This window comes from Halogeometricum limi (assembly GCF_900115785.1).
GTDB classification, from domain to species: domain Archaea; phylum Halobacteriota; class Halobacteria; order Halobacteriales; family Haloferacaceae; genus Halogeometricum; species Halogeometricum limi.
The window spans coordinates 121,106-143,993 of sequence record NZ_FOYS01000004.1 but is presented as its reverse complement, the minus strand read 5'-3'; the positions used below and the strand labels follow the sequence as shown (position 1 = coordinate 143,993).

Genomic DNA, 22,888 nt, shown 5'->3' with positions numbered 1-22,888 from the left:
GGTCGGTCCGAGAGGGGGCGCCGACGTGCGGTCGTTCGTATCGACCGCCCGGTACGCGCGACAGACGACCAACGGCAGCAAATCGGCGGCGAGCGACGAGTCGTCGAGTGTTTGGCAGGCGGTGCGCGGAGGGGCGGGTGCTCGGTCCGGTCAACCGAGACTAACTGTGTGTGAGATTCCCACACATATAACTCTTCTCTCCAGCGTCAGACACGAAGAACGATGCACGGGACCCTCGTCAGAGAACCGCTCGGAACGACAGACAGTACAGACAGGTTTTTGTGGTCTCATCCTCCCAGCGCGGCGTCACGTAACACGGCCGGACGCGACCGCCAATCGACGCTCACCGTTCGGTGACGAGAGCGCGGGCCGTCCGGAGGCGAACGCACCGAGAGGCGACGACGACGGGCCTCCGCGGACCGAAGGAGACTCGGCGTTCGGGCCGCATCTCACGACTATGAGTGACGACGCGACGTCGGACCGGTCTCCGGAGGCGGCGCCGCCCGGCGGGTGGACGGTGTGGAACGACGAGACGGACGGGCGGCGGATACTCGCCTACCGGCCGGACGTGTTCAACGAGAGCGAGTTCCCGGCCGCCTGCCTACCGACCATCTTCGTCTCGAACCGGTCGCGGGCGAACCGGCCGGGTGCCGCGCACGTCCGCACGGAGACGTGGCACGCCGTCCTGCGACTGGAACCCGACGTGGAGGGACCGGTCGAGGAGTTCGACACTCGGGAGGCGGCCGTCGCGGGCGCGAACGAACTCGCACGGCGGTTCGCCGCCGGGGAGATAGCGTACAGAGACCTGTATCAGGTGCCCGAGGAGGCGTATCTGGACCGATTAGACGAGTTGACCGGTCGCGACGAGTAACGTTATCCGACCGGCCCGGCTATCGTTCGAACTATGACGAAGGTCACGCTCATCGGCGACCGACTCGCGGAGTCGGGGACGCAGTTCGTCTATCAGGGGGCGTCCTCGGCCTGCGAGGGGTGTCCGTACCGAAAGCAGTGTCTCAACCTCGAAGAGGGCGTCCGATACGAGGTGGTGGGCCGTCGCGAGAACGCCCAACTCCTCGACTGCGCCGTCCACGACACCGGCGTTCGCGCCGTCGAAGTCGAACCCGCGCCCGTCGTCGCCAACGTCCCCTCGAAGGGTGCCTACGCCGGGAGCAAAGCGCAACTGGCGGGACCGTGCCCGCACACCGAGTGTCCGAGCCACGAGTTCTGCGTCCCCGACGGCGCGGACTTCGAGACGGAGTACCGCATCACCGAGGTTCACGGTGACCCGCCGCACGACGTCTGCTATCTGGACCGGAACCTGACGCAGGTAGAGTTCGCGGCGCGAGAAGAGTAGCGAGTCCGAGTCAGTCGAGCGTGCCGAGGCGGTCGGCGGCGTAGCCGAACACGCCCTCGTAGCCGTACGCCGAGAGCAACACCGGGTAGAAGTCGCGGTCGGCGGTGAACACCTCGCCGTCGGCGGCGGCGAACCGGTCTCCTTCCTCGACGAGTTCGAAGTTGTTCACGTACACCTCGTACGTCTCCGCGGGTCCCTTCGGGATGCGTTCGAGCATCCGGTAGACGGTCACGTCGTCTCGGTCACGGCGGTCCAGCGAGACGGGCGACTCCTCCCCGTCGGCGGGTGCGGAGAGCACGCCCGTCGCCGCGAGGAACGACCGGACCAGCCAGTAAGCGTTCTCCGCGGCGTCGTCGGTCCCTTGCAGACCACACTCGACTTCGAGCGTGTGCGCGTGGTCGATGAGGCGACCCCCCGCGAACTCCGCCGTCTCGACGAGTTCCTCCACGGGGAGATGCGGGCAGATAGAGCGTGCGACGGCCCCGACGGTGTCGACCAGAGCGAACGGCTTGGCGTACGACTGCGTCGAGTGCAGCGAGAACGTCGTACAGCCTCGCACTTCGCGGACCAAGTCGGCGGCGAGGCGGCGCTCGTGGCTGTCGGCGTTCGGGTCGCCGGGGAACGCGCGGTTCAGGTCCTCGTCGAGGTAGCGAACGCCCGCGTCGAGAGCGTTCTCGTTGGCGACGACGAGTTTCACCGGCCGTTCGACGTCCGGTTCCTCGGCGACGAACCGCTCTATCGCGCGGGCACCGCAGGGTTCGTCGCCGTGGATAGAGCCGACGACGGCGACTTCCGGGGTCCCGTCCCCGAGTTCGTAGATTCGCATGGCCGAGTTCGCCGCGGGAGAGACAAAACCAGTTCGAATCCGAGACGGAGTCGTCAATGGTCCAACCCGTCGACGTAGTCGTAATCGGCGGGATACGCCGTCGTCGCCGCGCCGTCGAGCGGTATCTGCCACCCGTGGAGCGCAGTCGGGTCGTCGAGCGCCGCGCGAAGCGTCGTCCGCACCTCGGCGACGTCGACGCCGTAGAAGTCCGCGGGGATGCCGTCGAGGTACTGCAACGCCGTCCCGAACAGCGAGCGCATCCCGTCGTCGTCCTCGAAGTCGAAGTGTTTGTACGCGCCGGCGGCCACCTGGACCATCCCGTGGAGGAACGCGGACTCGACGCTCCCGCGTCCGTAGTTGTACCACTCGTCCTCGAAGCAGTCGTGCGACTCGTGGAAGTCACTCGCGTTGTAGAGGCGAACGCCGTGTTCCGTCGCGCGTCGGAGCGTGGCGTGTTCCCACTCGCGACGCTCCGCCGACCAACCGGAGGGGTTCCCGAGTGGTGGCGCGACGCTCGGGTCGCGGGTGTGCTCGTCCATGTGCGGAGACACACGACGGAGCGACCTAACGGCATCGCCGGACAGAGCGACGCGACGGCGTCGCCGAGCACGTGACCGCGGGTGGTGCGCGACGGCCGGTGGTACAGTATTATCCCGGTGGGTGTCGTCGAGTCGGACATGGAACCCGGACTCAGCGACGTCCCGGACGCACTCGCGGCCTACGCCGTCGGTGTCGGGCGCGCCCTCGGACGCGGCGCGTTCTACACGGCCGTCTTCCTCGTCGTGTTCTTCGGCATCGGCTTCGCGCCCGTCGGGATGGGCGTTGTCCTCGTTCTCCTCGCCGTCGTCCTCCCGGCAGTCGGCGCCGCCGTCGCACTCGAACTTCCGCGAGTGCTCCGGGAGCGATTCGGCGGGACGTAGTCGAGTTGCGCACGACCGATTCGCACGGGGGGACGCGGTTTCGGAACGCTTTAGCGGCGTGGTGTCCGTACCTGTAACTGCGCGAGGGTAGCAAAGTCTGGAAAACGCGGCGGACTCAAGATCCGCTCCCGTAGGGGTCCGTGGGTTCAAATCCCTCCCCTCGCACTTCTCATCCCCGAGCGACAGCGAGGGGTGAACCTCGAACGGGGAGTTCGGACCAGCGAGCACATCTCCGATTTGCGAGTGCGGTTCAAATCCCCCCCTCGCACTCGTACCGGCGACCAACGCGAGGAGTGCCGACTGCGCATCTGAGAGAGGCGACTCGGAGAGCGAGCGAACCGAGAGACCGAACGGTCGCGGGGTGAAAGAGGTGGACCAAGAGGGCGGCGGTCCGTGACGTACGGCGCGACAGGTGCCATCCGGCGTCGCACGTCGGTACTCCCGTGGGAGACTGAACCGACCACCTACGGAAGCACTTGCATAAACGGTTGGTCCGATTAATAGCGTTTTCGACCGGACATATCTGTTGCCACATTCGAAACGCACGCGTCGCGTCCGAGGAAATCGGAGAGAAGGGCCGTCGACAGCGTCCGACGAGCGGTCGGATTACGAGTCGTCTTCGCGCGGGCCGCCGTCGGTGAGGGCGCGGCCGTTCGACGAGAGCACGTCGTCGGCGACGACGCGTGCGCGGTCGGGCGTCGGACGAGATTCCTCGGAGAACTCGGCGCCGAGCGTCTCTACCACCGACATCACGTCCGAGAGGTCGCCGCGTTCGATGACGTCCGCGAAGACGTCCTCGTAGGCGTGTGCCTCCCAGTGGCTGACTTCGTAGTCGTACGTGTTCGTCTCTTTGGCGACCGCGTATCGAAGTTGTCGTGCTGCGTCGGCGGGGTGCATACTCCACACGACGGGCAGGATACACAAAAGTGTACTCCGACTCGGAACTGAGTTAATCACTCAGCGGTTGGTCCTGTCCGGTCCCCGTGAGGTAGGCGTCGAGGAGCGACGGGAAGTCGCGCCCCCGGAGGTAGCGGAGGCCGAAGTCCTCGGCCCAGTCGACGATGCCGGTGTCTTCGGTGACGACGCCCGCGTCGAGTTCGCGCGCGAGGATGAGCAGGTCGAAGTCCTCTCGGGAGTCGAGGATGCCCTGCCGGAGTTCCATGCGGTACTCCGCTCTGAGTTCGGAGATGACCTGCTCCGGGTCCTCGTCGCGCGCGCGGCGAACGGCGTCTTCTGAGACGCGGAGTCCCCGGTTCACCCGGTCGGACATCTCGTGGATGAAGTCGTGGATGACGGCGGCCGGGACCATCACCTCGTACCGGGCGGGGTTCTTTTTGATGACCCACGTGTTGAGTTGCGTCTCTATCTCGCCGTCGATGCCGCGTTCGTGGAGGATACCGACGAGTTCGGCGTGGACGGTGGGAGCCATGTAACAGGAGATGTCGAGTCGGAGTTTCGCCCGCGCGATAGCGTCGAGCAGTCGGTACAGGGCGGCTTCGAGCGTCTCTCCGTCTTCTCGAATTTCCTCGGAGAGAAAGAGCGACGTGTCGAGGACGAATCGCTGTTTGAGCGAGTACTCGGACATTGTGCGGGGTACGACAGCAGAGTATATGAGCAGTCGGGCGTGAACCACCCGAGTTCCGGACTGTCAAGGCGTGAGACGGGCGATATATTTATGTTGTTCGGTACCATATACCATAGTTGCTGGTACGCGAGGGCGTACCGGGCGACCTGACCGAACCTTCGGAAGAAGGGGAGGAACGGCGTCGATGCAAACACCAAGCGGCCCGTAACAGGAACGTAAGGTCAACGCATCGAAGGACGACCGCGACGACCCAGTGCTGTTCCGCAAGGAACAGGGCGAAGTCTAACTACCGGATTACGTGAAAACGGAGTTCGGGAAGTCGGAAGACCCCGTAAGAAGGGAGCCCCCGAAAGAGACGTGTGGGTCGTGGAAAACGCATCCCGTCCGGGTCCTAATCGTGTTCCAGTTTCTCTGCTTATCGCTCGCCGAGCGACGCCTTCACTCGCCGACGAACCGTCGCATCGCCTCGAAGTACTCCGCCGCGACGAGCGGTTCCGCCGCCGCGGTTCGCCGAACGCGGTCACAGCCGTGGAGGAGCACCGTCTTCGTCTCCCCGTCCGGTAACTCGCTCAAGACGACCGTATCCACCGAGTCGACGACGGAGTCGACGGTGTCGCCGTCGACGGCCCGCGCCGCGTCCGCACCGCGCACGAACAGCTCTGAGAGCTTCGTGCGAACGTCTGCGGGCACGTCCTCGGGAGCATCGGCCGTCACGACAGACACCGACGAGAGCCGACGGATAAAACGTGTCGAAGCGGACGCCGACGGTTCCAGACGACGAGCGACGGTGCCGACGTCACACGAGAGATTTACGGCGGCGGCGGCCCGCGGGCGTGTATGGAAGACGACACGAGAGCCGACGTCGCCCGTCGCGCCGCCCGCGCGGGCGGTGCCGTCGCGGCCGACCGGTTCCGGACCGGTATCGACGTCGAACGCAAGGGCGGGAAGACCGACGTGGTGACGCAGGCCGACAGAGACGCACAGACCCGCGTCATCGACGTGATTCGCGAGTCGTATCCCGACGACGCCGTCGTCGGCGAGGAGGACGACGAACTGAAGCGAGTGCCCGAGGAGGGGGCGGCGTGGGTCGTCGACCCCATCGACGGGACGAACAACTTCGTCCGCGACCTGCGCGTGTGGGGCACCGCCGTCGCCGCCGTCGAAGACGGCGAACCCGTCGCCGCCGCCACCTGCTTTCCCGCGCTCGACGACCTCTACTGGACCGACGGCGAGACGACGTACCGCGACGGCACCGAAGTGACCGTCAGCGCCCGCGACGACCCGGAGGTCTGTGCGGTCTGTCCGACCATCTGGTGGGACTTCGACGAACGCGACCAGTACGGCAGGGCGACGACGGCCATCGTCGAACGCTTCGGCGACATGCGACGCTTCGGATGCGCACAGGCCGTGTTGGCGATGGTCGCCGACGGGCAACTCGACGGCGTCCTGACGAACGTGCGGGCGAACCCGTGGGACTCGGTCGCGGGCGTCCAGTTGATTCGCGCCGCGGGCGGGACGGTCACCGACCTCGACGGCGACCGCTGGCGGCACGACTCGACCGGTCTCGTCGCCTCGAACGGCGCGGTCCACGAGACCGTGCTCGAAGCGGCACGCGAGATAGACGGGCTCGACGGCTGACCACCGGGCGACGGTCCGCAAGCGAAAAGGGGGCCGTCGACTACTGACGGGCATGGAACTCGACGAGACGGACCGGGCCATCCTCCGCATCCTGCAAGACGACGCGCGGACGCCGTTCAGCGAAATCGCGAGGCAGATAGAGATGTCGAGTGCGACGGTCCACGACCGGGTCGGCCGCATGGAAGACGCGGGCGTCATCGAGGGCTACCACGCGAAGGTCGACCCGCGGAAGGTCGGCTACGGCACGTCCGCGCTGGTCGGACTCCGCGTCGAACAGGGTCGCGAAGAGGACGCGCTTGGCCGACTGCGCGAGATAGCGGGCGTCAAAGAGGTCCACCTCACGACCGGCGAGTGGGACGTGATGCTCCGCGTGTACGCCGAAGACACCGACGCCCTCCGCGAACTCATGTTCGAGAACATCGCCGAGATGGAAGGGTTCTCCCGGTCGCAGACGATGGTCATCCTCGGGACGGACTTCGAGGACCCGTCGCTGTCGGTGTAGTCGCCGCGACCCGTCCGTAGTCGTCGCTGTCGGGCGACCCGTGCGCCGTGCGTGCGAGAGACCGGAATCCTCAACACCCGCGACGTCAGCTTTTGGGGTATGGCTACCGTTGCAGAACGGGTCGGCGTCGACCCCGAACGACTGTGGGGCGGGACGTTCCTCGTCGCCCTCCTCGCACTCGTCGGTGGGTCGCTCGCCTTCCCCAACCTCGTCTACGACCGCTTCGTGTGGCACTACTTCTGGGGACCGGTACAGGTCGACGCGAACTCGATGGTCTGTGCGGTCCGCGAGGGCGGCGCCACCAAGTACCTCGACAGTGCGAGTGCGTGTGCGGCCGCGGCCGAACCGGTCGCCTACCCCGGGTACACGCTCGTCTCCGAAGTCGGCTACATGGTGACGCTGTTGTTCGCGCTCATCGGTGTGGTCTTCCTCATGCGTCGTCTCGACATCGGCGAGGACAGGAGCTTCTTCTACGCGTTACTGCCGTTCATGTTCTTCGGCGGCGCACTCCGCGTCGTCGAGGACGCCAACGACACCCCGGGGGCGGCAGAGACGCTCATCAGCTATCCGCTGAACACGCTCGTCATCAGCCCCATCATCTACTTCACCGTCTTTCTCATCACGCTCGGGGCCGTCGTCGTCGCCGTCGCCCTCGACCAGTTCGACGTGACGACGTCCTACGAGAGACCGCTGTTCGGCATCGGCGTCGTCGTCCTCGCCGCGAGTCTCGCGTACCTCCTGTCGCTCGTCGTCACCGGTGCACCGGGCGTCGAGTTCTACCCGCAGGTACTCGTCGTGATGCTGGTCGGGGCGACGCTCGCCGCCGCCGCGACGTGGTGGCTCATCGAACGGTTCGCACCCGAGATAAACTCGGGGACGGGAACCATCGGCCTCGTCATCATCTGGGGCCACGCCGTCGACGGCGTCGCGAACGTCGTCGGCCTCGACTGGATGACCGCGCTCAACGCGGGACCGAACCTCGTCCCGAAACACCCGGTCAACCAGTTCGTCGTCGACTTCACGGCCAGTACGCTCCCGGCGTCCGTCCTCGCGGTCACCGGTGACGCGTGGCCGTTCCTCCTCGTGAAACTCGTCGCCGCCACGTTCGTCGTCTGGGTGTTCGAGGAGGGTATCTTCGAGGAGAGTCCACGCTACACGATGCTCCTCCTCGTCGCCGTCCTCGCCGTCGGCCTCGGCCCGGGAACGCGCGACATGCTCCGGGCGACGTTCGGCGTCTGACCGGTCGGCCGCGTTCTCTTTGCGGCACCACTCCGGCGCGGCGTGTCCGACGGAACTCCAGACGGTACAGGAACCGGTATCCAGACGTGTTGGACAGCATAGGTGTATATTTCTATAACTTCCGAAGTATATTTTAATTCTCACCGCTACGGTATCGGTGGGAGGAGACCACCCCACCAGACCCCGATATCTCTCGACTCCTTCCATCTCTCTCAGAGGCACCCCTTTTCGGCGACCCCGGTCCGAGCGTCGCGGGCGCGAACGACGCCAACAGACCGCCGTCTCGTCGGTGTGAACCTTCTTGTACGGAGACGGACCCAGACCCGCCATCGTCGAGACGAGTCCGCACGACGGGACGCGAGTGTTCGACACGACGTCGTGCGAGCGGTGGTCGCCCGTACGACCGCAGTGTCGACTGTTCGCCTACGGGAACGGGTGGTACGGGCCGTCCAACTCGGGAGAAAAGCCCATCTCCGCGGGCACGTCTCTCGCTCTGTCTCCGAAGAACGGGTCGCCCTGAAACAGCGGTTGCGCCTCGGGAATCAAGACCCGAACCGCCTCGAACCCGAGTCGCTCCACGTCCGCCGTCGTCGTCCGCACCGCGTAGGCGTCGAGTCCGGCGTCGTCGACGCGTTCGACGAGAGCGTCCAGTTCCGCCGTCCCGGCGGGTATCTCGTCGGGGCCGACGCTCTCGGCGGGCACGGTCGGTCCGGCGTCGACGAACCGTTGCGCCGCCCGGGGGAAGTCGGCGTACTCGCCGATAGCGCCCTCCTCCTCTGCGGCCCGTTCCGGTCCCATCGCACGGAGTTCCATCCAGTTCTGCAACGCTTCCGCGAGCGCCGATTTCGCCGCGTCCGAGGGGTCGAGCGACGCGTCCGACCCGACAGCGAATCGCGGCCACTCGCCCTCGCGGTGAACCGCGGCGGCGACGACGGGCACGTCGGCGTCCTGTGTGACCAACAGCGCCGTCGCCGTCAGCCCCTCCGCGCGGGCGCGCTTCACGAGCGTCCGGTACCCGTCGTCGTCAACCGACAGCGCCAGCGGTTCGAACGAGGAGTACCACGACAGCATCGTCGCGTCGCGTTCGACGACTTCGTACAGTCCAGAGAGCAGTGCCTCCGCCCCCGAGTTCCCGAGTCCGAGTCCGGTCGTGATGGGCGGTTTGTGTCGCGTGTTCGGCGGAGGGTAGTGGACGAACTCCGCGGGGACGGACACCGACTCACCGGTCGCGAGATGCTCGCCGTCGACCCACGGAATCGGTTCCTCGGCGTCGGGCGCTCGGTACGAGTCCGGTCGGACGAACCGGGCGGGCGAGACGGGGCGGGCGCGAGTGCGCTCCGACGCGGTTGTGAACTCTGTCGAGCGATAGACGCCCGCGCAGTATCGTTCGAGCGCCTCGCCGAGCGCTTTCACGAACGCGACGTCCCAGTCGGCGTCGACGCCGGCGGCGAACTCGGCGGCGCGAGCGTCGCTGAACCTCCGCGTGTCCGTCGTCTGCGCGAGGTAGTACGGCACCGGAAACGACTCCCGTTCGCCCACCTGCGCGACGAGTCCGGTTCGGTCGTCCAGCGAACGCTCCGCACGGGCGAGTGCGTCGTCCACGGAGACGTCCCGGAACTCCCGCCGGACCGTCCGGTCGCGGTCCGAGGCGTCGGGAACCGGGAGGACGTGTCGCTCGGCGACGACGCCGGTACCGGCGACTTCGACGGCGGTGCCCGCGACGGCCTCGTCGCCGACGAGGAGGGCGACAGCCCGTCGTCCGGCGACGGCCCCGGCGAGACGGACGGCACTTCGGTCACCCGACGGGGACCCTCCGTTCTCCGTCGTCGCCGCGACGCGGGTACAGAGGTCGCTGTAGCGACTCGTGTCGGCGAACGCGGAGACGCTCGCGTCCACCTCAGAGACGGCGACGCCACCGATGCCACCGAGTTCGACGACGACGAGACGGTCCGCGAGAGCGTCGGCGGTGCGGGGTGCGGACGCTCCCGCGGGAGCCACCACGACGGCGAGGTCGGCGTCGTCGACGGCGTCCGGTGCCGCCTCCATCACGCTCGCGTCACAGTCGGCGGCGGCGGCGCGAACCGCCTCCGCGGCGGGACCGCTCCCGACGAGTGCGATATCGTACGTTGTCACGCGCTGACGGACGGGAGAACGAGAGAAAAGTCTCGGGGGTCTTCGGCGACGGGAACGGGAGGGGGCGAGTGGAGGGGGTTACGTGAGGAGACTCTGGGCGACGCCGGCCAGTTGGTCCGGGCCGGAGTTGACGAGTCGGTCGTCGCCGAGTTTGAGGCGGAGACGCGGACGGCCCACGTCGATGGGGACTTTCTCGGTGTCGATGAGACCCATCTCTTCGAGTTTCGTCTTCGTGCGCGAGAACGTCGCTTTCGAGGCGATACCGACGTCTTCGCCCCACTTCGAGATGTCGTAGAGGAGCACTTCGTTCTTCGCGGCAACGAGGAGACTGATGGTCACTTCGTCGAGTCCGTCGCCGTCGCCTCTGGCGGTCTGAAGCGAAGAGAGGACGGCGTCGAAGTCCGTCCGCGCGTCGGGACTGATTTCGTCTTCGAGACTCGTCCGAACCGCCGTGATGGGCGGCGTCCGCAGTTTGTAGTCGGACGCTTCCTCCCACCGCGTCGTGTAGGTGCTTCGAGCGGCGGCGACGAACTCCTCGTCGGTCGTCACGAGACCGGCGACGTGGTCTCCGGCGGTGACGAGTGAGACGACGGCGTCCTCGGTGATGAGGAGCGGATTCTCGGTGCCGTCGGCGGAGACGCGCATCGATAGGTCGCCCGAAGAGACCAGGTCGGCGGCGTTACTCGCGACGATGAAGTCGTCCATGACGTCTTTCAGGAGCGATTCGTCCGCGACGACCTTGACGTGCGGTCGGTCGCCGTCGGTTTCGGATGCGACTGCGACCAGCGTATCGATGACGTCCGTCGACGGATCGACGACTAGTACCTCCTCCGTTCCCGACCCGAGGACCGAGCGAAGGATATGCTCAACACCCTCTGTGAGCATATTCGAAGTGAGGGTCATGCCTTACAATATGCCTCAGAGAATATTTAATATTAACGCAAGCCGACTATCAGAATCCCTCGCGTAGGACCTAATTCTAAGCCGTTGATGAAGAAATTCCGAATATTACCTCCGAATTTATACCAGAATAGTACCGATAAATAAACACGGTCGCAAGATGTACCAGTGGTAGTCGACTACGTAATTAACATCTGTCGGAGTCAGGAGGTCAGCTCTCGGTAGAGGTCGCCGGACCAGTGGATGTCGCCGTCGTAGATGACGGGGACGTCGGTTCGCTCTAAGAAGTCCGCCAGGTCGTCGTCGGTCAGGTCAGTTCGTTGAGACGTCCCGAGGAGGTGCGACCGTTCGTCTTCGGGGAACGGCGGCGCGTAGGTACCCCCGGCGATTCGGGGCGAGTTCGTGTCGTACTTCAGTCGGAACGTCCCGTCGTCGTTGGCGTCTATCGTCGCCACCGCCGGGGCGGGGATGCCCGGTTCCGTGAGCAGGTGCGTCCCGTCGCCGACGACGGTGTAGTCCTTCCCCATGATGATACGGCGACGGGCCAGTGCGAGCGCTCGTTCGAGGCTGAACCCGTTGATGAGGAGACGGACGAACGTCGTCCCGACCCGGGCGGCGTGACTGTCCAACACCTTGTCGAACGTCACCGCGCCGGCGACGCTCCCCTTCTCGACGAGTTCGAGGCCCTCGTAGTACGACCCACACGCGTTGAGGAAGAACGCCTCGACGTTCGACTCTTCGATGTCGTCGACAGCGAGGTTGCCGTCGACACACCGGAGACCGGACTCGTCGCAGTGGCCGATGTAGTGGACCAGGTCGTGGTTCGACTCGAACACCTCGGCGAGTTCCGCGCGGGTTGTGCGTTTCTTGACCGTCGTCTCGATGTCGAGGCCGGCGGGGCCGGACTCGTATATCTCGGTCGCGTCGGTGTACTCGTCTATCATCCGCTTGTCGTTGAGGACGGCGACGACCGACAGCGACTGCGGGTCCTCGGGGTAGCGAGCGCGGTGTTCGTACGCCTGCGGAATCGACTTGAACACGTCGATGGGGACGCCGTCGGCCAACCAGCCGTGGACGCGCCCGGCCCCGAGGACGGGTTTGACGGGGTTCACGTCGGGAACGTCCCCGGTGTCGGCCCGGTTCCCCCCGTCGTGGGGCGGGCCGACGCGGTAGAAGTCGTCCAACGACCGCGAGAGACGTTCGTCGGTGCCGAGCGGTTTCGCCTCCGGCAGGAACACGTTCGGGACGTTCTGCAGCAAGTACGGGAGCGTCCGGATGTGTTCGTACGTCGGAGCGACGTACATCGCCAGATGCCAGCCGGGGAGGCGACTCGAGATGTCGTCGAACGGGGCGTCGAGGTAGGCTTCGAGTCGATCACCCGCGTCCGCACGGTACAGCGCGGCGGCGTCGAGGCCCACTTCGTCGAGTAGGTCGGCCTCGGCGACGTCTCGTCCGTTGGGGCCGGCACCGCGGACGAGACAGTCGAAGAAGAACACGCGACGGAGGACGCGAGCCACCCCCGCCTGGTAGCCCGGGTTCGGGTCGAACTCGCGTTCGAGGGTGGGCGTCCGGAGCGTCGGGTTCGTCTCGTCGGCGACGCGAACGTCGGCGCCGAGGTAGTGCGCCAGCGACGACGCCGGAACGAGATAGTCGAGGCTCGCCGGGAGTTCGAGCGTGACCGACGCCTCCGGTCGTCGGGCGGCGACGCTCTCGGGGACGTCGACTTCGGAGCCGAACTCGATTCGCGGCGGCAGCGCGCGCATCTCCGGGAGCGACCGGTCGGGCGTGGTCGTGAGATGTCCCGCGGGCATCACGGAGAGCGCCGTCGCGACGCCCTCGGGAGTCCGCGGAACCGTGACCGTCTCGGGTCGCTCGGAGCGGTCGCCGACGCCGATGGTGACGCGCCGGGAGTCGGCGAAGCTGACCGTCGGTGCGCCGCCCGCGTCGGTCAGCGTCGCGGGGCCGTCGAAGCGGACGAACACCACGGCTGCCCCTTCGACGCGGAGCAGGTGCGGGGCGTCCGGGAGTTGGACCGTCCCCTCGGCGGGAGCCGTCGGCTCACGCTCCGTCTCCGAGTCGAGACGGCGAAGTCGGAGGAGTCCCGGCGGGAGTCGAAGCGACTCCGCCGCACCGCCGACTGCGTCCACCGCCGCACGCGGTAGCTCGTGCTCTGACTCGCCTGCCACCCACCCCTCGGCGGCGACGACTGCGGAGGCCGTGCCGGGTCCGACCGCTTGGACCCCGGCATCTGTCGCCTTCACCTTGACCATCAGGTACACTGGATGACCGGGCTTGCCGAATTTATGTCTATCGCCGGCAGAAATCGTGAAAACGCGCGATGAGACGACCCCGTGCGTCGGACTCGCGGCTGTTCCTTCCGATTGTATGCACAGATGTGGGTAGCAGAAGGGGAACTCACTGCCAAAGTGGACACATTTATTGGAACTAGGCCCACCGTGGCACACATGGACTACAGTCACGTCCGCGGCGTCGACCCCGCGGTCGCCGACGCACTCGAGGGTGAAGTCGACCGCCAGCAGAACACACTGGCAATGATCGCCAGCGAGAACCACGTGAGCGAGGCGGTCATGCAAGCGCAGGGGAGCGCACTCACGAACAAGTACGCGGAGGGCTACCCCGGCGAGCGATACTACGCGGGGTGCGAGTTCGCCAACGACGTCGAACTCCTCGCCATCGACCGCGCGAAGGAACTGTGGGGCGCAGAGCACGTCAACGTCCAACCGCACTCGGGGACGCAGGCGAACATGGGCGTCTACCTCGCGATGCTCGACCCCGGCGACAAGATTCTCTCCTTGGAACTCAGCCACGGCGGGCACCTCTCGCACGGTCACCCGGCGAACTTCACGGGGAAGACGTACGACGTCGAGCAGTACGAGGTCGACCCAGAGACGGGCTACATCGACTACGAGACGCTCGCCGAACAGGCCGAGGCGTTCGACCCCGACATCGTCGTCTCGGGCTACTCGGCCTACCCCCGCGCCGTCGACTGGGAGCGCATCCAGGACGTCGCCGAGTCCGTCGACGCGTACCACCTCGCGGACATCGCCCACATCACGGGCCTCGTCGCCGCGGGCGTCCACCCCTCGCCGGTGGGCGTCGCGGACTTCGTCACGGGGTCGACGCACAAGACCATCCGCGCGGGTCGCGGCGGTATCATCATGTGCGGCGAAGAGCACGCGAAGGCCATCGACAACGCGGTCTTCCCCGGCGCGCAGGGCGGTCCCCTGATGCACAACGTCGCGGGCAAGGCCGTCGGCTTCAACGAAGCGCTCCAACCGGAGTTCACCGAGTACGCCGAACGAACCGTCGCCAACGCCCGCGCACTCGCGGACACGTTCTCCCAACACGGTCTCGAAGTCGTCTCCGGCGGCACCGACAACCACCTCGTCCTCGTCGACCTTCGTCCCTCGCACCCCGACACGACGGGGAAGGACGTCGAAGAAGCGCTCGAAGAGGCGGGCATCGTCCTCAACGCGAACACGGTGCCCGGCGAGACGCGCTCTGCGTTCAACCCCAGCGGTATCCGCGCCGGGACGCCCGCGCTGACGACGCGCGGGTTCGACGAGGAGGCGACGCGCGAAGTCGGCGAACTCATCGTCCGCATCGTCGACGACTACGACGACCAGGAGACTATCGACGCCGTCGCCGAAGACGTGCAAGCGCTCTGCGACGCGCACCCCCTCTACGACTGAGACGCGACCCGCACCGCACCCGCGCCGGTTTTTTGCTCGCGGGGGCCGACTACCGACCCATGCCGACCCGTAGACGCCTCCTCGCCACGTTCGGCCTCGCCATCGCCGGTCTCGCGGGGTGTTCGGAGAACCCGACGCAACCGCCGGAGGACGACCCCGGACCGGTCGACGGGACGGCCAGTCCGGACGCGGGGACGACGCGCGTCGGGAGTCCCACAGCGACGGAGGAGACGGCGACGCCGACGGAGACGGACACCGCCACGGACGCGCCCGAGACGGGTACCCAGGGCGAGACGGGGACGGAGACCGGAACCGAGACGGCGACGCCCGGCACGACCACGCCGCGGAGCGAACTCGACCTCCGCGAGGCGAACGTCGTCGACGTGCGTTTCGAGAGGCGCGAGGGGACGACGTACCGCTTCGACGTGACGCTCATCCACGACGACGACGGCGAAGACGGCTACGCGGACTGGTGGCAGGTCGAAGACACCGAGGGGCGGCGGTTGGGTCGGCGGGAACTCACCCACGCCCACGGGACGCGGGAGTTCACCCGGTCGGCGACGATGCCGATTCCCGAAGACGTGAACTGCGTCGTCGTCCGCGGTCACGACCAGACGCACGGCTACGGCGGCCGCGTCGTCCTCGTGAACCTCGAGAGCGGCGAGACGGCCGGCGTCAGACAGGAGGCCGAGGCGATAGCGAACGCCGAGTTGGCGACGTCCTGCCCGTGAGACGCCGACGGCCGTTTCTAAGCACGGATGTGAGTATCTATCCGGAGATGAGACGCAGAGTATGCACGAATCCGCGTGATTGAAGTGTGCGGCCCGCGCCGATTCGAGTATGACTGAAATCATCGACGGGAACGCCGTCGCCGCGGACGTTCGCTCGGGCCTCTCCGACGCGATGGACACCCTCGCCGACGAAGACGTGACGCCCTGTCTGGCCACCGTTCTGATGAGCACCGACCCCGCCAGCGAGACGTACGTCTCGATGAAGCACAGCGACTGCGAGGAAGTCGGTATCGCGACGCGGGACTACGAGATAGACCCCGAAGCGCCCGCCGAAGAACTGTACGACACCATCGACGAGTTGAACGCCGCCGACGACGTGCACGGCATCCTCGTGCAGATGCCCGTCCCCGACCACGTGGACGAGAGGGAGGTGCTCCGGCGCATCGACCCCGCGAAGGACGTGGACGGTTTCCACCCCGAGAACGTGGGCCGCCTCGTCGCGGGACACCCGCGTTTCAAACCCTGCACGCCGCACGGCATCCAGAAACTGCTCGCCGCGACGGACGTGGAGACGGAGGGTGCCGACGTCGTCGTCCTCGGGCGTTCGAACATCGTCGGCAAGCCGATGGCGAACCTCCTCGTCCAGAAGGCCGAGATGGGGAACGCGACGGTCACCGTCTGTCACTCCCGGACCGAGAACGTGGCCGAGAAGACGCGCGCGGCGGACGTCGTCGTCGCCGCCGTCGGCGTCCCCGAGTTCCTCACCGGCGACATGCTCTCCGCGGGGTGCGTCGTGATAGACGTCGGTATCAACCGCGTCGAGACGGACACCGAGAAGGGCTACGAACTCGTCGGCGATGTGGCGTACGAGAGCGCAGAAGAGAAAGCCAGCGCCATCACGCCCGTCCCCGGCGGCGTCGGGCCGATGACGCGGGCGATGCTCCTCTGGAACACGGTGAAGGCCGCGGGCGAGTCGTCGGGCGTCGACGTCGACCTGCCCTGAGCGCCGCGTTCGAGACGAAGACTCAGCGATGCGTGCAGACGACGCGCCTGTCGCCCTCGTCGGTGAGACAGAAGCGCGAGTTCCCGGCCACGTCGAACGAGTGACTTCGCCGCGTGGTGAGGAGGATGCGGTCGAAGGCGTCGCCGCAGGCCGGACACGGGACGCCGTCGCGGTTCTCGTACAACGTCACGTCGCCGTCGTCCGTCAGGAGTTTCATCCGGTGGCGCACGGCGTGTTGGTCGAATCGCTCGGGCATCGTCAGTGAACGAGCGTACAGCGAGAAAGTCGTTGTCTTCTCTTCGTTAGGCCAGACGCGACAGTCTGTCGCGCGCCGCCGCGAGGGCGGACTCGTCGTCGTCGCGGACGTACCTCGTGAGTTCGCGCGCGACGCGCACGAGGCTCTCGGCCTGTTCGACGGGGACGTCGCCGTGGAGCGCTTCGGCGCGTTTGACGTGCTCTGAGAGCGTCGACAGCGTTTTCGCCGCCTCCGGATGCGGATTGTCGTCCAGCCACGTCGCGAAGTCGCGCCGGTACGCGGCGAGCGATTCGGCGTACGCGAGGCCGCGGGCGGCGGTCATCGCCTGCGGAACCGCCTCGGGTTCGGGGCGTTCGCCCGCGTCCGCGCCTCTGAGGAGCGACAGGACGTACAGTTCGGTGTCTTCGTCCGGGTCGCGGACACGGACGAGGACGTCGACGGCGTGGAGCAGTTCGCGGGCGGCGAGGTAGGTGTCGTCCAACTCGCGGAGTTCGCCCCCGTGGACGAACCCCCGCGCTCTGAGGTACGTTCGAAGGTCGGACTTCAGGTCGTCGACGACTGCGGAGAGGGCGTCGTCGTTCGCGGCCGTCCGGTGTGCCGAGAGGTCGAGTGGGTCTGCGCTGTCAGTGTGTCTCGCGCGGCCGCCCACGCCGACGCTCTGCATGCTCCCGCACGCCGGGCACGCGACTTCCCCGGTGTCGTAGTACGACCACTCGCGCTCACACGACTTGCACCGACGGCGACCCCGTATCTCCATGTGCCGACGTGCGCGTTCGCGGACCAAAAGCCCGACGCCACGGCCGCACCGCGGCCGCACCACTTTCATGCGGCCGAGGCGAGTAGAGAGACCATGCGCTCTGAAGAGGAGGTCCGCGAGCAGTACGAGTTTCTGAAAGAGGAACTGGCGTCCGAGGAGATGCGACACCGCGGGGTCGAAGAACTGTTCACGCACTACAAGCGTGCGCTCGGGTGGGTGCTCGAAGAAGAACACATGTGAGGATTGCCGTCCTCACAACCGGCAAATTAACGGACGGTCGATATCTTTAATATATATGGTACAATAGTTGCTGGTGACGCTTCGCTTTGGAGGGCCGAAGCGTCAGCGGGGACCAATTCAGGGCGGCAAGCATCCACGCGATTTTCGCGTGGCTTGCTTCCTTTTCCACGAACTCACTCGATAGAGAGGCTTCCCTGCGACTCGTCCGTCCCGTCTTCGTCCCACGCGACTTCGAACTCGACGCTCAGTTCGCCAGTCGTCGCGCCCGTCTCCGTCTCGTGTTCGGCTTTCACCTCGAACGTCACGCGCTCTGGAACGTCCATCTCGACCGACTGGTCGCCCGCGGTGAGCGATATCGGGCGGCCGTCGCCCAGTGCGTCCGCGACAGTGTGGAGGTACGCCGCGACTTCTTCGCGGGTGTGTGGGGACTCGCTCTCGAACAGTATCGTCTCGGGCATAGGGGAACTACGACCACCGGAGACATAAATCGCAACCGTCGCCAGAGCGAGAGGTTCCCCCGCCAACCCGCATCAGCCCCGGTTCCTGAAAGCAAATTTACACGAACTGCCGGAGAGAATATCCGATTTTTCCTGTCTTAACACTCTCTAGGAACGGTCGTTCTCCGATATGTTTATTTCAATCAGACAATAAGGGTCTAGTTGAATTTACCGATGTACGACTTGACAGGATTTCAGCGTGACCTGCTGTACGTAATCGCCGGCTTGGACGAACCGCACGGACTCGCTATCAAAGAGGAACTCGAAGATTACTACGAAAAGGAGATTCATCACGGCCGTCTCTACCCCAACCTCGACACCCTCGTCGAGAAAGGGCTGGTCGAGAAGGGACAACGTGACAGGCGGACGAACTACTACACGCTGACCCGCCGCGGCCGTCGCGAGATAGAGGCCCGGAAAGACTGGGAAGGAAACTACATCGACATCGAGTACAGCGGCGTCCGCGCGTAGTCGAGCCGTTCTTCTACCTCAGTCGACATCTCTGTCGGTCCTATCAGGACGGCGATGAACTCTCGTCGCTTCGGTCGGGAGCGTCGCCGCCCGTCGGCGTCTCTTTCACCACGTCGTCCGTCGGTGCCTCTTCGACCGCTTCGTCGGCCGGCACCGCTTCGTCCGTCGACTCGGTGCCGCCCACCTCGATTTCGGCGGCCGCGGGGTCGACGGCGTACGGTTGAATCGGCGTTCCGCGGACCAGTTCCGGGAGCACGTACTTCGCGAAGTTGACGACGAGGACGAGTATCATCGGCGCGAAGAAGATACCGTACCACCCGAACAGCAGTGGACCGAACGTGTACGCGATCATCACCGCGCCGACGTGGAGACCGCGCCCCGAGACGTACGGTCGGAGAACGAGGTCCGGGATGGTGTCGACGACGACGAAGGAGACGGCGACGAAGAGGATGACGAACCAGAATCCCGTCGGGTTCGAGAAGTACGAGAGACCGGCGAGATAGAGTGCGACGGGAACGTAGACGAGTTTCATCCCGACGACGGGGATGAGGCTGGCGACACCCGCGAGTAATCCGACGAGTGCCGCCCCGGGAATCGCTATCTCCGGCGGCGCGACGACGTTCAAGAGCGTGTAGGCGATGACGCCGATAGTCCCCGTGAGGGCGGCGTTGAGAATGTTCCCGAAGAAGATGTTCTTGAAGTCGCGGTCGACGGCGGTCACGTACGCCTCCATGACGCCTCTGTCGTCGGAGAACTGCGTTCTGAACCACCGGGCGAACCGTTTGTCGTCGCGCAGCAGGTAGAACGCGAGTGCGGTCATGACGAACAGGTGGATCAGTCCGATGCCGAAGAACGCCAGCGTGTCGGCGGCCGACCCGAGCGACGACAGCAGTTGCGACACCTGCGCTTCGGACACGTCCGAGAAGTCGAACGCCAACAGCGTGTTCGGGTCGGTGAACCGAGCGAGTTGGTCGGTCGTGATGGGGTACTGAGAGAGGTCGAACACGCCCGAGTTCGTCAGTTTCACCAGTTCGTTGACGACGATGGCGAACGCGTAGCCGACGAGGCCCAGTGCGGGCAGGGCGAGAGCGAACAGGGCGATGGCGGCGGCGAGACTCGGCGGTCGGACGCGTCGCTTGAGGCGGCGGTAGATGGGCCGCGTCGCGTAGTAGAGGAAGATGCCGAAGACGAACGTGCCGACGAACGAGTAGAAGACGAAGACGAGTGCCGCCGCGAGAACCGCACCGAGAGACCACCAAGCCACGCGTGAACGGTCCATGTCGAGGAGGGACATACCAGAGAACGGACCGTCCGTCGGCAAAAGTCTGTCGCGAATCTAACGGGTTTCGTCGACTGCCGCAACGAATTAAACCCGCCGCCGCGCGTAGGCTACTGGATGTCCTCTCTCGCTCCGTTCGTCCTACAGGGCGGGGACGTGGTGTCCGCGTCCCTCTCGAACGACGTCGTCAGACTCGTCCTCGCGGCGCTGTTGGGGATGTTCCTCGGCTTAGAGCGCGAGTGGTCCGAGAAGTCCGCCGGTATCCGGACGTTCAGTCTCGCGAGTCTCGTCGGCGGCGTGTTCACGCTCATCGCCGTCGAGTCGATACTCGGCGTCGCCCTCCTCACCGTCGGTGCCGTCCTCGTCGTCGTCCAGGGCGTCCTGCTCGCCGCCCGCGGCCTCACCACCGGCGACGCCGACAGCCTCTCTCTCACCACGTCGATGTCGCTGATGGCGGCGTACGGGGTGGGGACGCTCGTCGCCCTCGGCCGCGTCCTGGAGGGCGTCTCCGTCGCCGTCGTCTCCTCGTTGCTCCTCGTGTTGAAGCGCGAACTGCACGGCCTCGCGGGGAGTCTGGAACGGGAGGAACTGCGCTCGACGACGGAGTTCGCCATCCTCGCGTTCGTCGCCTACCCGCTTCTCCCGGCGGAACCGTACCCCGTGTTCGGCGTCGAAGTCGAACCGCGCGTGGCGTGGCTCATGGTCGTCACCGTCGCGGCTATCGGCATCGTCAACTACGCCGTCGTCCAGCAGTACGGCGGCCGCGGAATCGCGGTGACGGGATTCTTCGGCGGTCTCGCCTCCTCCTCGGCCGTCGTCGGGACGATGCTCGACCACGTGCGGCAACGTCCCGACGCCTACCGGTACGGCGTCGCCGCCGTCCTCCTCGCCGACGCAGCGATGGCCGTTCGGAACCTCGTCATCGCCGTCGGCTTCACGCTCTCGGGCGGCGTGCTGTACGGCGTCGCCCTCCCGTTGGGCAGTCTCGTCGTCGGGAGCCTCGTCGCCGCGTGGTACGCCGCCGACTGGAGCGAACGGGTGGATATTCCCCTGGAGAGTCCGTTCTCGCTCCGGAACGCGCTGGCGTTCGGTCTCGTCTTCCTCACCATCCTCGTCGTCGGCTCCTTGGCGCAGAGCGAGTTGGGTCGGGCCGGCCTCTACGCCAGTTCGTTCGTCTCGGGGTTCGTCTCCTCGGCGGGCGCGACGACGACGGCGGTGTTGCTCTACCGGAGCGGAACCATCGACTCCTCGACGGCGACCGTCGCAGTCCTCCTCGCGACGGCGTCCAGCGTCCTCGTGAAGGTGCTGTTCTCTCTGGGCGGACCGCGTCGCTTCGCGCGCGTCGTCGCCATCTGGTCCGTCGTGCTCCTCGTCGTCACCGGTGCGCTCACGGCGCTTTTCGTCTTCCTCGGCCTGCTCTGAGAGTCTATCACGAACGAACGAACTTCTTAACACGTGGGACGCAGACGGACGTGCATGGACCGAGACACCGCGACCCCGCAGGTCGACTCCCTCCCGGGTGAAAACGCACGCGCGTGGGTCGATTACCACCGCTCGAACGCCGCCCCGAGCACGTACGTCTACGACTTCGTGTGGGACGTTACCGCCGACGCCGAAGGGCCGTTCTGCACGGACGTGGACGGAAACGTCCTCCTCGACTTCACGAGTCACGTCGCGGCCGCTCCACTCGGCTACAACAACCCGAAGATAATGGGCCGCCTCCGCGAGTTCGACCTCGTCGACCCGCTGAAGATAGCGGGACAGGACTTCTACGTCTCCGACGGCAGTTCGCCGGGCGAAGAGGAGTTCCCTGGCCCCGCCGGACTCATGGACCGGCTGGTCGAAGCCACCTCGCAGTACGGCATGGACACGGTGTTCCTCTCGAACTCCGGTGCGGAGGCCGTCGAGAACGGCATCAAGATAGCCTACGACGCCTCCGGCGGCGCGAAGTACGGCGTCACCTTCGAGGGCGCGTTCCACGGACGAACGCTCGGCGCACTCTCGTTGAACCGTTCGAAGTCCGTCTACCGGCGGCGGTTCCCCGAGATTTCGGGTATCATCGACGTGCCGTTCTGCGAGGACACCGGGTGCTCGCCCGCCACGTGCGACTGCGGCTTCTTCCCCGACGAGTCGCCCGTCTCCCGCCTGCGGAAGAAACTCGACCCCGACGAGGGACACGTCCATCCCGACGACGTGGCCTACGTCATCTTAGAACCGATACAGGGCGAGGGCGGCTACCGCTTCCCCTCGGACGCGTTCATGGAGGAACTGGACTCGCTGGTGACGGAACACGACATCACGCTCGTCGCCGACGAGATTCAGTCCGGCGTCGGCCGAACCGGGAAGATGTGGGGCTCGGACCACTACGCCATCGAACCCGACGTCATCACCTCCGCGAAGGGTCTTCGCGTCGGTGCGACCATCTCCCGGAAAGACGTGTTCCCCGAGGAGAAATCGCGCATCTCCTCGACGTGGGGCGCGGGAGACATCATCTCCTCGCTTCAGGGCGCACTGACGCTCGACGCCATCCGCGACTACGACCTCATGGAGAACGCCGTCGAACGCGGACGACAGTTCCAAGAACTCGTCCGCGACGCCGGCCTGTCCTCGGTCACCGACGTCCGCGGGAAGGGCCTCATGCTCGGCGTCGAGTTCGACTCGAAAGAACGGCGAAACGACGTGCAGGAGGCCTGCCTCCAGAAGGGGCTTCTCACGCTCGCCTGCGGCTACGACGTGATTCGCATCCTGCCGCCCCTCGACGTGACCGAGCGAGAAATCGAGTTGGGTGCCTCGCTGTTCTGCGAAGCGGTCGAAGAGTGCGAGTGACGGGGAGTCGCCGTCTGC

Annotated in this window: 25 protein-coding genes and 1 tRNA gene; 14 read left to right on the top strand and 12 right to left on the bottom strand. The window is 66.1% G+C overall.

Annotated features, from left to right (window positions below; genetic code table 11):
* Nucleotides 1–457 precede the first annotated feature (457 nt).
* Both BM282_RS12540 and BM282_RS12535 read left to right on the top strand, forming a co-directional pair.
* Nucleotides 458–871 (top strand): DUF5820 family protein, encoded by a 414-nt coding sequence (locus tag BM282_RS12540; RefSeq protein ID WP_089881542.1) that lies wholly within the window; start codon nucleotides 458–460, stop codon nucleotides 869–871.
* A gap of 33 nt (nucleotides 872–904) precedes the next feature.
* Nucleotides 905–1,354, top strand: coding sequence for a UPF0179 family protein (locus BM282_RS12535; RefSeq protein WP_089881539.1), 450 nt, complete (start codon nucleotides 905–907; stop codon nucleotides 1,352–1,354).
* A 10-nt stretch (nucleotides 1,355–1,364) separates the two neighbouring features.
* On the opposite strand, the gene BM282_RS12530 is transcribed toward BM282_RS12535, so the two are convergent.
* Nucleotides 1,365–2,180, bottom strand: a complete 816-nt coding sequence (locus BM282_RS12530; RefSeq protein WP_089881537.1) for a succinylglutamate desuccinylase/aspartoacylase domain-containing protein — start codon at nucleotides 2,178–2,180, stop codon at nucleotides 1,365–1,367.
* A gap of 53 nt (nucleotides 2,181–2,233) precedes the next feature.
* The gene (locus BM282_RS12525) at nucleotides 2,234–2,719 is read right to left on the bottom strand and encodes a DUF309 domain-containing protein (protein ID WP_089881531.1); all 486 of its coding nucleotides are present in this window, start codon (nucleotides 2,717–2,719) and stop codon (nucleotides 2,234–2,236) included.
* A gap of 138 nt (nucleotides 2,720–2,857) precedes the next feature.
* Here BM282_RS12525 and BM282_RS12520 point away from each other — a divergent pair, with 138 nt between their 5' ends.
* Nucleotides 2,858–3,100 carry a hypothetical protein gene (locus BM282_RS12520; protein ID WP_089882149.1) on the top strand — a complete coding sequence of 81 codons (243 nt, stop codon included), beginning with the start codon at nucleotides 2,858–2,860 and terminating at the stop codon, nucleotides 3,098–3,100.
* An 81-nt stretch (nucleotides 3,101–3,181) separates the two neighbouring features.
* Nucleotides 3,182–3,265, top strand: a tRNA-Leu gene (locus BM282_RS12515).
* A gap of 441 nt (nucleotides 3,266–3,706) precedes the next feature.
* Here the strand turns inward: BM282_RS12515 and BM282_RS12510 are convergent.
* From BM282_RS12510 to BM282_RS12500, 3 genes are all read right to left on the bottom strand, one after another.
* Nucleotides 3,707–3,997 carry a hypothetical protein gene (locus tag BM282_RS12510; RefSeq protein ID WP_089881527.1) on the bottom strand — a complete coding sequence of 97 codons (291 nt, stop codon included), beginning with the start codon at nucleotides 3,995–3,997 and terminating at the stop codon, nucleotides 3,707–3,709.
* Between the two features lie 52 nt (nucleotides 3,998–4,049).
* A complete protein-coding gene (locus tag BM282_RS12505) occupies nucleotides 4,050–4,685 on the bottom strand; it encodes an RNA ligase partner protein (RefSeq protein WP_089881524.1) in 636 nt (211 codons plus the stop codon).
* A 438-nt stretch (nucleotides 4,686–5,123) separates the two neighbouring features.
* Nucleotides 5,124–5,399, bottom strand: a complete 276-nt coding sequence (locus BM282_RS12500) for a hypothetical protein (protein ID WP_089881521.1) — start codon at nucleotides 5,397–5,399, stop codon at nucleotides 5,124–5,126.
* 123 nt (nucleotides 5,400–5,522) lie between these two features.
* Here BM282_RS12500 and BM282_RS12495 point away from each other — a divergent pair, with 123 nt between their 5' ends.
* The 3 genes from BM282_RS12495 to BM282_RS12485 all read left to right on the top strand — a co-directional run bounded on the left by BM282_RS12495 (nucleotide 5,523) and on the right by BM282_RS12485 (nucleotide 8,064).
* Entirely contained in the window at nucleotides 5,523–6,323 is an 801-nt protein-coding gene (locus tag BM282_RS12495) for an inositol monophosphatase family protein (protein ID WP_089881517.1), read from the top strand.
* A gap of 52 nt (nucleotides 6,324–6,375) precedes the next feature.
* The gene (locus BM282_RS12490; protein WP_089881514.1) at nucleotides 6,376–6,825 is read left to right on the top strand and encodes an Lrp/AsnC family transcriptional regulator; all 450 of its coding nucleotides are present in this window, start codon (nucleotides 6,376–6,378) and stop codon (nucleotides 6,823–6,825) included.
* 99 nt (nucleotides 6,826–6,924) lie between these two features.
* Nucleotides 6,925–8,064 (top strand): DUF63 family protein, encoded by a 1,140-nt coding sequence (locus BM282_RS12485; RefSeq protein WP_089882147.1) that lies wholly within the window; start codon nucleotides 6,925–6,927, stop codon nucleotides 8,062–8,064.
* Nucleotides 8,065–8,487: 423 nt separating this feature from the next.
* Here BM282_RS12485 and BM282_RS12480 read toward each other — a convergent pair whose 3' ends face one another.
* From BM282_RS12480 to BM282_RS12470, 3 genes are all read right to left on the bottom strand, one after another.
* On the bottom strand, nucleotides 8,488–10,197 hold the full coding sequence (locus tag BM282_RS12480) for a YcaO-like family protein (protein WP_089881511.1): 1,710 nt from the start codon (nucleotides 10,195–10,197) through the stop codon (nucleotides 8,488–8,490).
* A 78-nt stretch (nucleotides 10,198–10,275) separates the two neighbouring features.
* Nucleotides 10,276–11,100 (bottom strand): transcriptional regulator TbsP, encoded by an 825-nt coding sequence (tbsP, locus tag BM282_RS12475; protein WP_089881508.1) that lies wholly within the window; start codon nucleotides 11,098–11,100, stop codon nucleotides 10,276–10,278.
* Between the two features lie 200 nt (nucleotides 11,101–11,300).
* Nucleotides 11,301–13,367 carry a hypothetical protein gene (locus BM282_RS12470; protein ID WP_089881505.1) on the bottom strand — a complete coding sequence of 689 codons (2,067 nt, stop codon included), beginning with the start codon at nucleotides 13,365–13,367 and terminating at the stop codon, nucleotides 11,301–11,303.
* A 195-nt stretch (nucleotides 13,368–13,562) separates the two neighbouring features.
* On the opposite strand from BM282_RS12470, the gene glyA reads away from it, so the two are divergent.
* The 3 genes from glyA to BM282_RS12455 all read left to right on the top strand — a co-directional run bounded on the left by glyA (nucleotide 13,563) and on the right by BM282_RS12455 (nucleotide 16,544).
* Nucleotides 13,563–14,810, top strand: coding sequence for a serine hydroxymethyltransferase (glyA, locus tag BM282_RS12465; protein WP_089881502.1), 1,248 nt, complete (start codon nucleotides 13,563–13,565; stop codon nucleotides 14,808–14,810).
* Between the two features lie 59 nt (nucleotides 14,811–14,869).
* Nucleotides 14,870–15,541 carry a hypothetical protein gene (locus BM282_RS12460; RefSeq protein ID WP_089881500.1) on the top strand — a complete coding sequence of 224 codons (672 nt, stop codon included), beginning with the start codon at nucleotides 14,870–14,872 and terminating at the stop codon, nucleotides 15,539–15,541.
* Nucleotides 15,542–15,650: 109 nt separating this feature from the next.
* Complete coding sequence (locus BM282_RS12455) at nucleotides 15,651–16,544, top strand: tetrahydrofolate dehydrogenase/cyclohydrolase catalytic domain-containing protein (protein ID WP_089881497.1); 894 nt, start codon at nucleotides 15,651–15,653, stop codon at nucleotides 16,542–16,544.
* Nucleotides 16,545–16,566: 22 nt separating this feature from the next.
* Here the strand turns inward: BM282_RS12455 and BM282_RS12450 are convergent, their stop codons facing one another.
* Together BM282_RS12450 and BM282_RS12445 are read right to left on the bottom strand one after the other, a co-directional pair.
* The gene (locus tag BM282_RS12450) at nucleotides 16,567–16,800 is read right to left on the bottom strand and encodes a DUF7385 family protein (RefSeq protein ID WP_089881494.1); all 234 of its coding nucleotides are present in this window, start codon (nucleotides 16,798–16,800) and stop codon (nucleotides 16,567–16,569) included.
* A 46-nt stretch (nucleotides 16,801–16,846) separates the two neighbouring features.
* A complete protein-coding gene (locus BM282_RS12445; protein ID WP_089881491.1) occupies nucleotides 16,847–17,557 on the bottom strand; it encodes a DUF7117 family protein in 711 nt (236 codons plus the stop codon).
* Between the two features lie 93 nt (nucleotides 17,558–17,650).
* Between BM282_RS12445 and BM282_RS18565 the strand changes: the two genes are divergently transcribed.
* Complete coding sequence (locus tag BM282_RS18565; protein ID WP_175501527.1) at nucleotides 17,651–17,797, top strand: hypothetical protein; 147 nt, start codon at nucleotides 17,651–17,653, stop codon at nucleotides 17,795–17,797.
* 173 nt (nucleotides 17,798–17,970) lie between these two features.
* Here the strand turns inward: BM282_RS18565 and BM282_RS12440 are convergent, their stop codons facing one another.
* Nucleotides 17,971–18,255: an amphi-Trp domain-containing protein gene (locus BM282_RS12440; RefSeq protein ID WP_089881488.1), complete on the bottom strand. Its 285-nt coding sequence runs from the start codon at nucleotides 18,253–18,255 to the stop codon at nucleotides 17,971–17,973.
* 213 nt (nucleotides 18,256–18,468) lie between these two features.
* On the opposite strand from BM282_RS12440, the gene BM282_RS12435 reads away from it, so the two are divergent.
* Nucleotides 18,469–18,765 carry a PadR family transcriptional regulator gene (locus tag BM282_RS12435; protein ID WP_089881484.1) on the top strand — a complete coding sequence of 99 codons (297 nt, stop codon included), beginning with the start codon at nucleotides 18,469–18,471 and terminating at the stop codon, nucleotides 18,763–18,765.
* A 43-nt stretch (nucleotides 18,766–18,808) separates the two neighbouring features.
* Here BM282_RS12435 and BM282_RS12430 read toward each other — a convergent pair whose 3' ends face one another.
* Entirely contained in the window at nucleotides 18,809–20,059 is a 1,251-nt protein-coding gene (locus BM282_RS12430; protein ID WP_089881482.1) for an AI-2E family transporter, read from the bottom strand.
* A gap of 102 nt (nucleotides 20,060–20,161) precedes the next feature.
* On the opposite strand from BM282_RS12430, the gene BM282_RS12425 reads away from it, so the two are divergent.
* Both BM282_RS12425 and BM282_RS12420 read left to right on the top strand, forming a co-directional pair.
* The gene (locus tag BM282_RS12425; protein WP_089881479.1) at nucleotides 20,162–21,466 is read left to right on the top strand and encodes an MgtC/SapB family protein; all 1,305 of its coding nucleotides are present in this window, start codon (nucleotides 20,162–20,164) and stop codon (nucleotides 21,464–21,466) included.
* A gap of 54 nt (nucleotides 21,467–21,520) precedes the next feature.
* Nucleotides 21,521–22,870 (top strand): class-III pyridoxal-phosphate-dependent aminotransferase, encoded by a 1,350-nt coding sequence (locus tag BM282_RS12420; RefSeq protein ID WP_089881475.1) that lies wholly within the window; start codon nucleotides 21,521–21,523, stop codon nucleotides 22,868–22,870.
* The last annotated feature ends 18 nt before the right edge of the window (nucleotides 22,871–22,888 follow it).

Bases quoted from the DNA above. Each gene is read 5' to 3' on its own strand.
- glyA (WP_089881502.1), top strand. From the start codon at position 13,563: ATGGACTACAGTCACGTCCGCGGCGTCGACCCCGCGGTCGCCGACGCA.
- BM282_RS12490 (WP_089881514.1), top strand. From the start codon at position 6,376: ATGGAACTCGACGAGACGGACCGGGCCATCCTCCGCATCCTGCAAGAC.
- BM282_RS12520 (WP_089882149.1), top strand. From the start codon at position 2,858: ATGGAACCCGGACTCAGCGACGTCCCGGACGCACTCGCGGCCTACGCC.
- BM282_RS12420 (WP_089881475.1), top strand. From the start codon at position 21,521: ATGGACCGAGACACCGCGACCCCGCAGGTCGACTCCCTCCCGGGTGAA.
- BM282_RS12495 (WP_089881517.1), top strand. From the start codon at position 5,523: ATGGAAGACGACACGAGAGCCGACGTCGCCCGTCGCGCCGCCCGCGCG.
- BM282_RS12455 (WP_089881497.1), top strand. From the start codon at position 15,651: ATGACTGAAATCATCGACGGGAACGCCGTCGCCGCGGACGTTCGCTCG.
- BM282_RS12450 (WP_089881494.1), bottom strand. From the start codon at position 16,800: ATGCCCGAGCGATTCGACCAACACGCCGTGCGCCACCGGATGAAACTC.
- BM282_RS12460 (WP_089881500.1), top strand. From the start codon at position 14,870: ATGCCGACCCGTAGACGCCTCCTCGCCACGTTCGGCCTCGCCATCGCC.
- BM282_RS12525 (WP_089881531.1), bottom strand. From the start codon at position 2,719: ATGGACGAGCACACCCGCGACCCGAGCGTCGCGCCACCACTCGGGAAC.
- tbsP (WP_089881508.1), bottom strand. From the start codon at position 11,100: ATGACCCTCACTTCGAATATGCTCACAGAGGGTGTTGAGCATATCCTT.
- BM282_RS12430 (WP_089881482.1), bottom strand. From the start codon at position 20,059: ATGTCCCTCCTCGACATGGACCGTTCACGCGTGGCTTGGTGGTCTCTC.
- BM282_RS18565 (WP_175501527.1), top strand. From the start codon at position 17,651: ATGCGCTCTGAAGAGGAGGTCCGCGAGCAGTACGAGTTTCTGAAAGAG.
- BM282_RS12485 (WP_089882147.1), top strand. From the start codon at position 6,925: ATGGCTACCGTTGCAGAACGGGTCGGCGTCGACCCCGAACGACTGTGG.
- BM282_RS12510 (WP_089881527.1), bottom strand. From the start codon at position 3,997: ATGCACCCCGCCGACGCAGCACGACAACTTCGATACGCGGTCGCCAAA.
- BM282_RS12540 (WP_089881542.1), top strand. From the start codon at position 458: ATGAGTGACGACGCGACGTCGGACCGGTCTCCGGAGGCGGCGCCGCCC.
- BM282_RS12435 (WP_089881484.1), top strand. From the start codon at position 18,469: ATGTACGACTTGACAGGATTTCAGCGTGACCTGCTGTACGTAATCGCC.
- BM282_RS12505 (WP_089881524.1), bottom strand. From the start codon at position 4,685: ATGTCCGAGTACTCGCTCAAACAGCGATTCGTCCTCGACACGTCGCTC.
- BM282_RS12470 (WP_089881505.1), bottom strand. From the start codon at position 13,367: ATGGTCAAGGTGAAGGCGACAGATGCCGGGGTCCAAGCGGTCGGACCC.
- BM282_RS12445 (WP_089881491.1), bottom strand. From the start codon at position 17,557: ATGGAGATACGGGGTCGCCGTCGGTGCAAGTCGTGTGAGCGCGAGTGG.
- BM282_RS12440 (WP_089881488.1), bottom strand. From the start codon at position 18,255: ATGCCCGAGACGATACTGTTCGAGAGCGAGTCCCCACACACCCGCGAA.
- BM282_RS12425 (WP_089881479.1), top strand. From the start codon at position 20,162: ATGTCCTCTCTCGCTCCGTTCGTCCTACAGGGCGGGGACGTGGTGTCC.
- BM282_RS12535 (WP_089881539.1), top strand. From the start codon at position 905: ATGACGAAGGTCACGCTCATCGGCGACCGACTCGCGGAGTCGGGGACG.
- BM282_RS12530 (WP_089881537.1), bottom strand. From the start codon at position 2,180: ATGCGAATCTACGAACTCGGGGACGGGACCCCGGAAGTCGCCGTCGTC.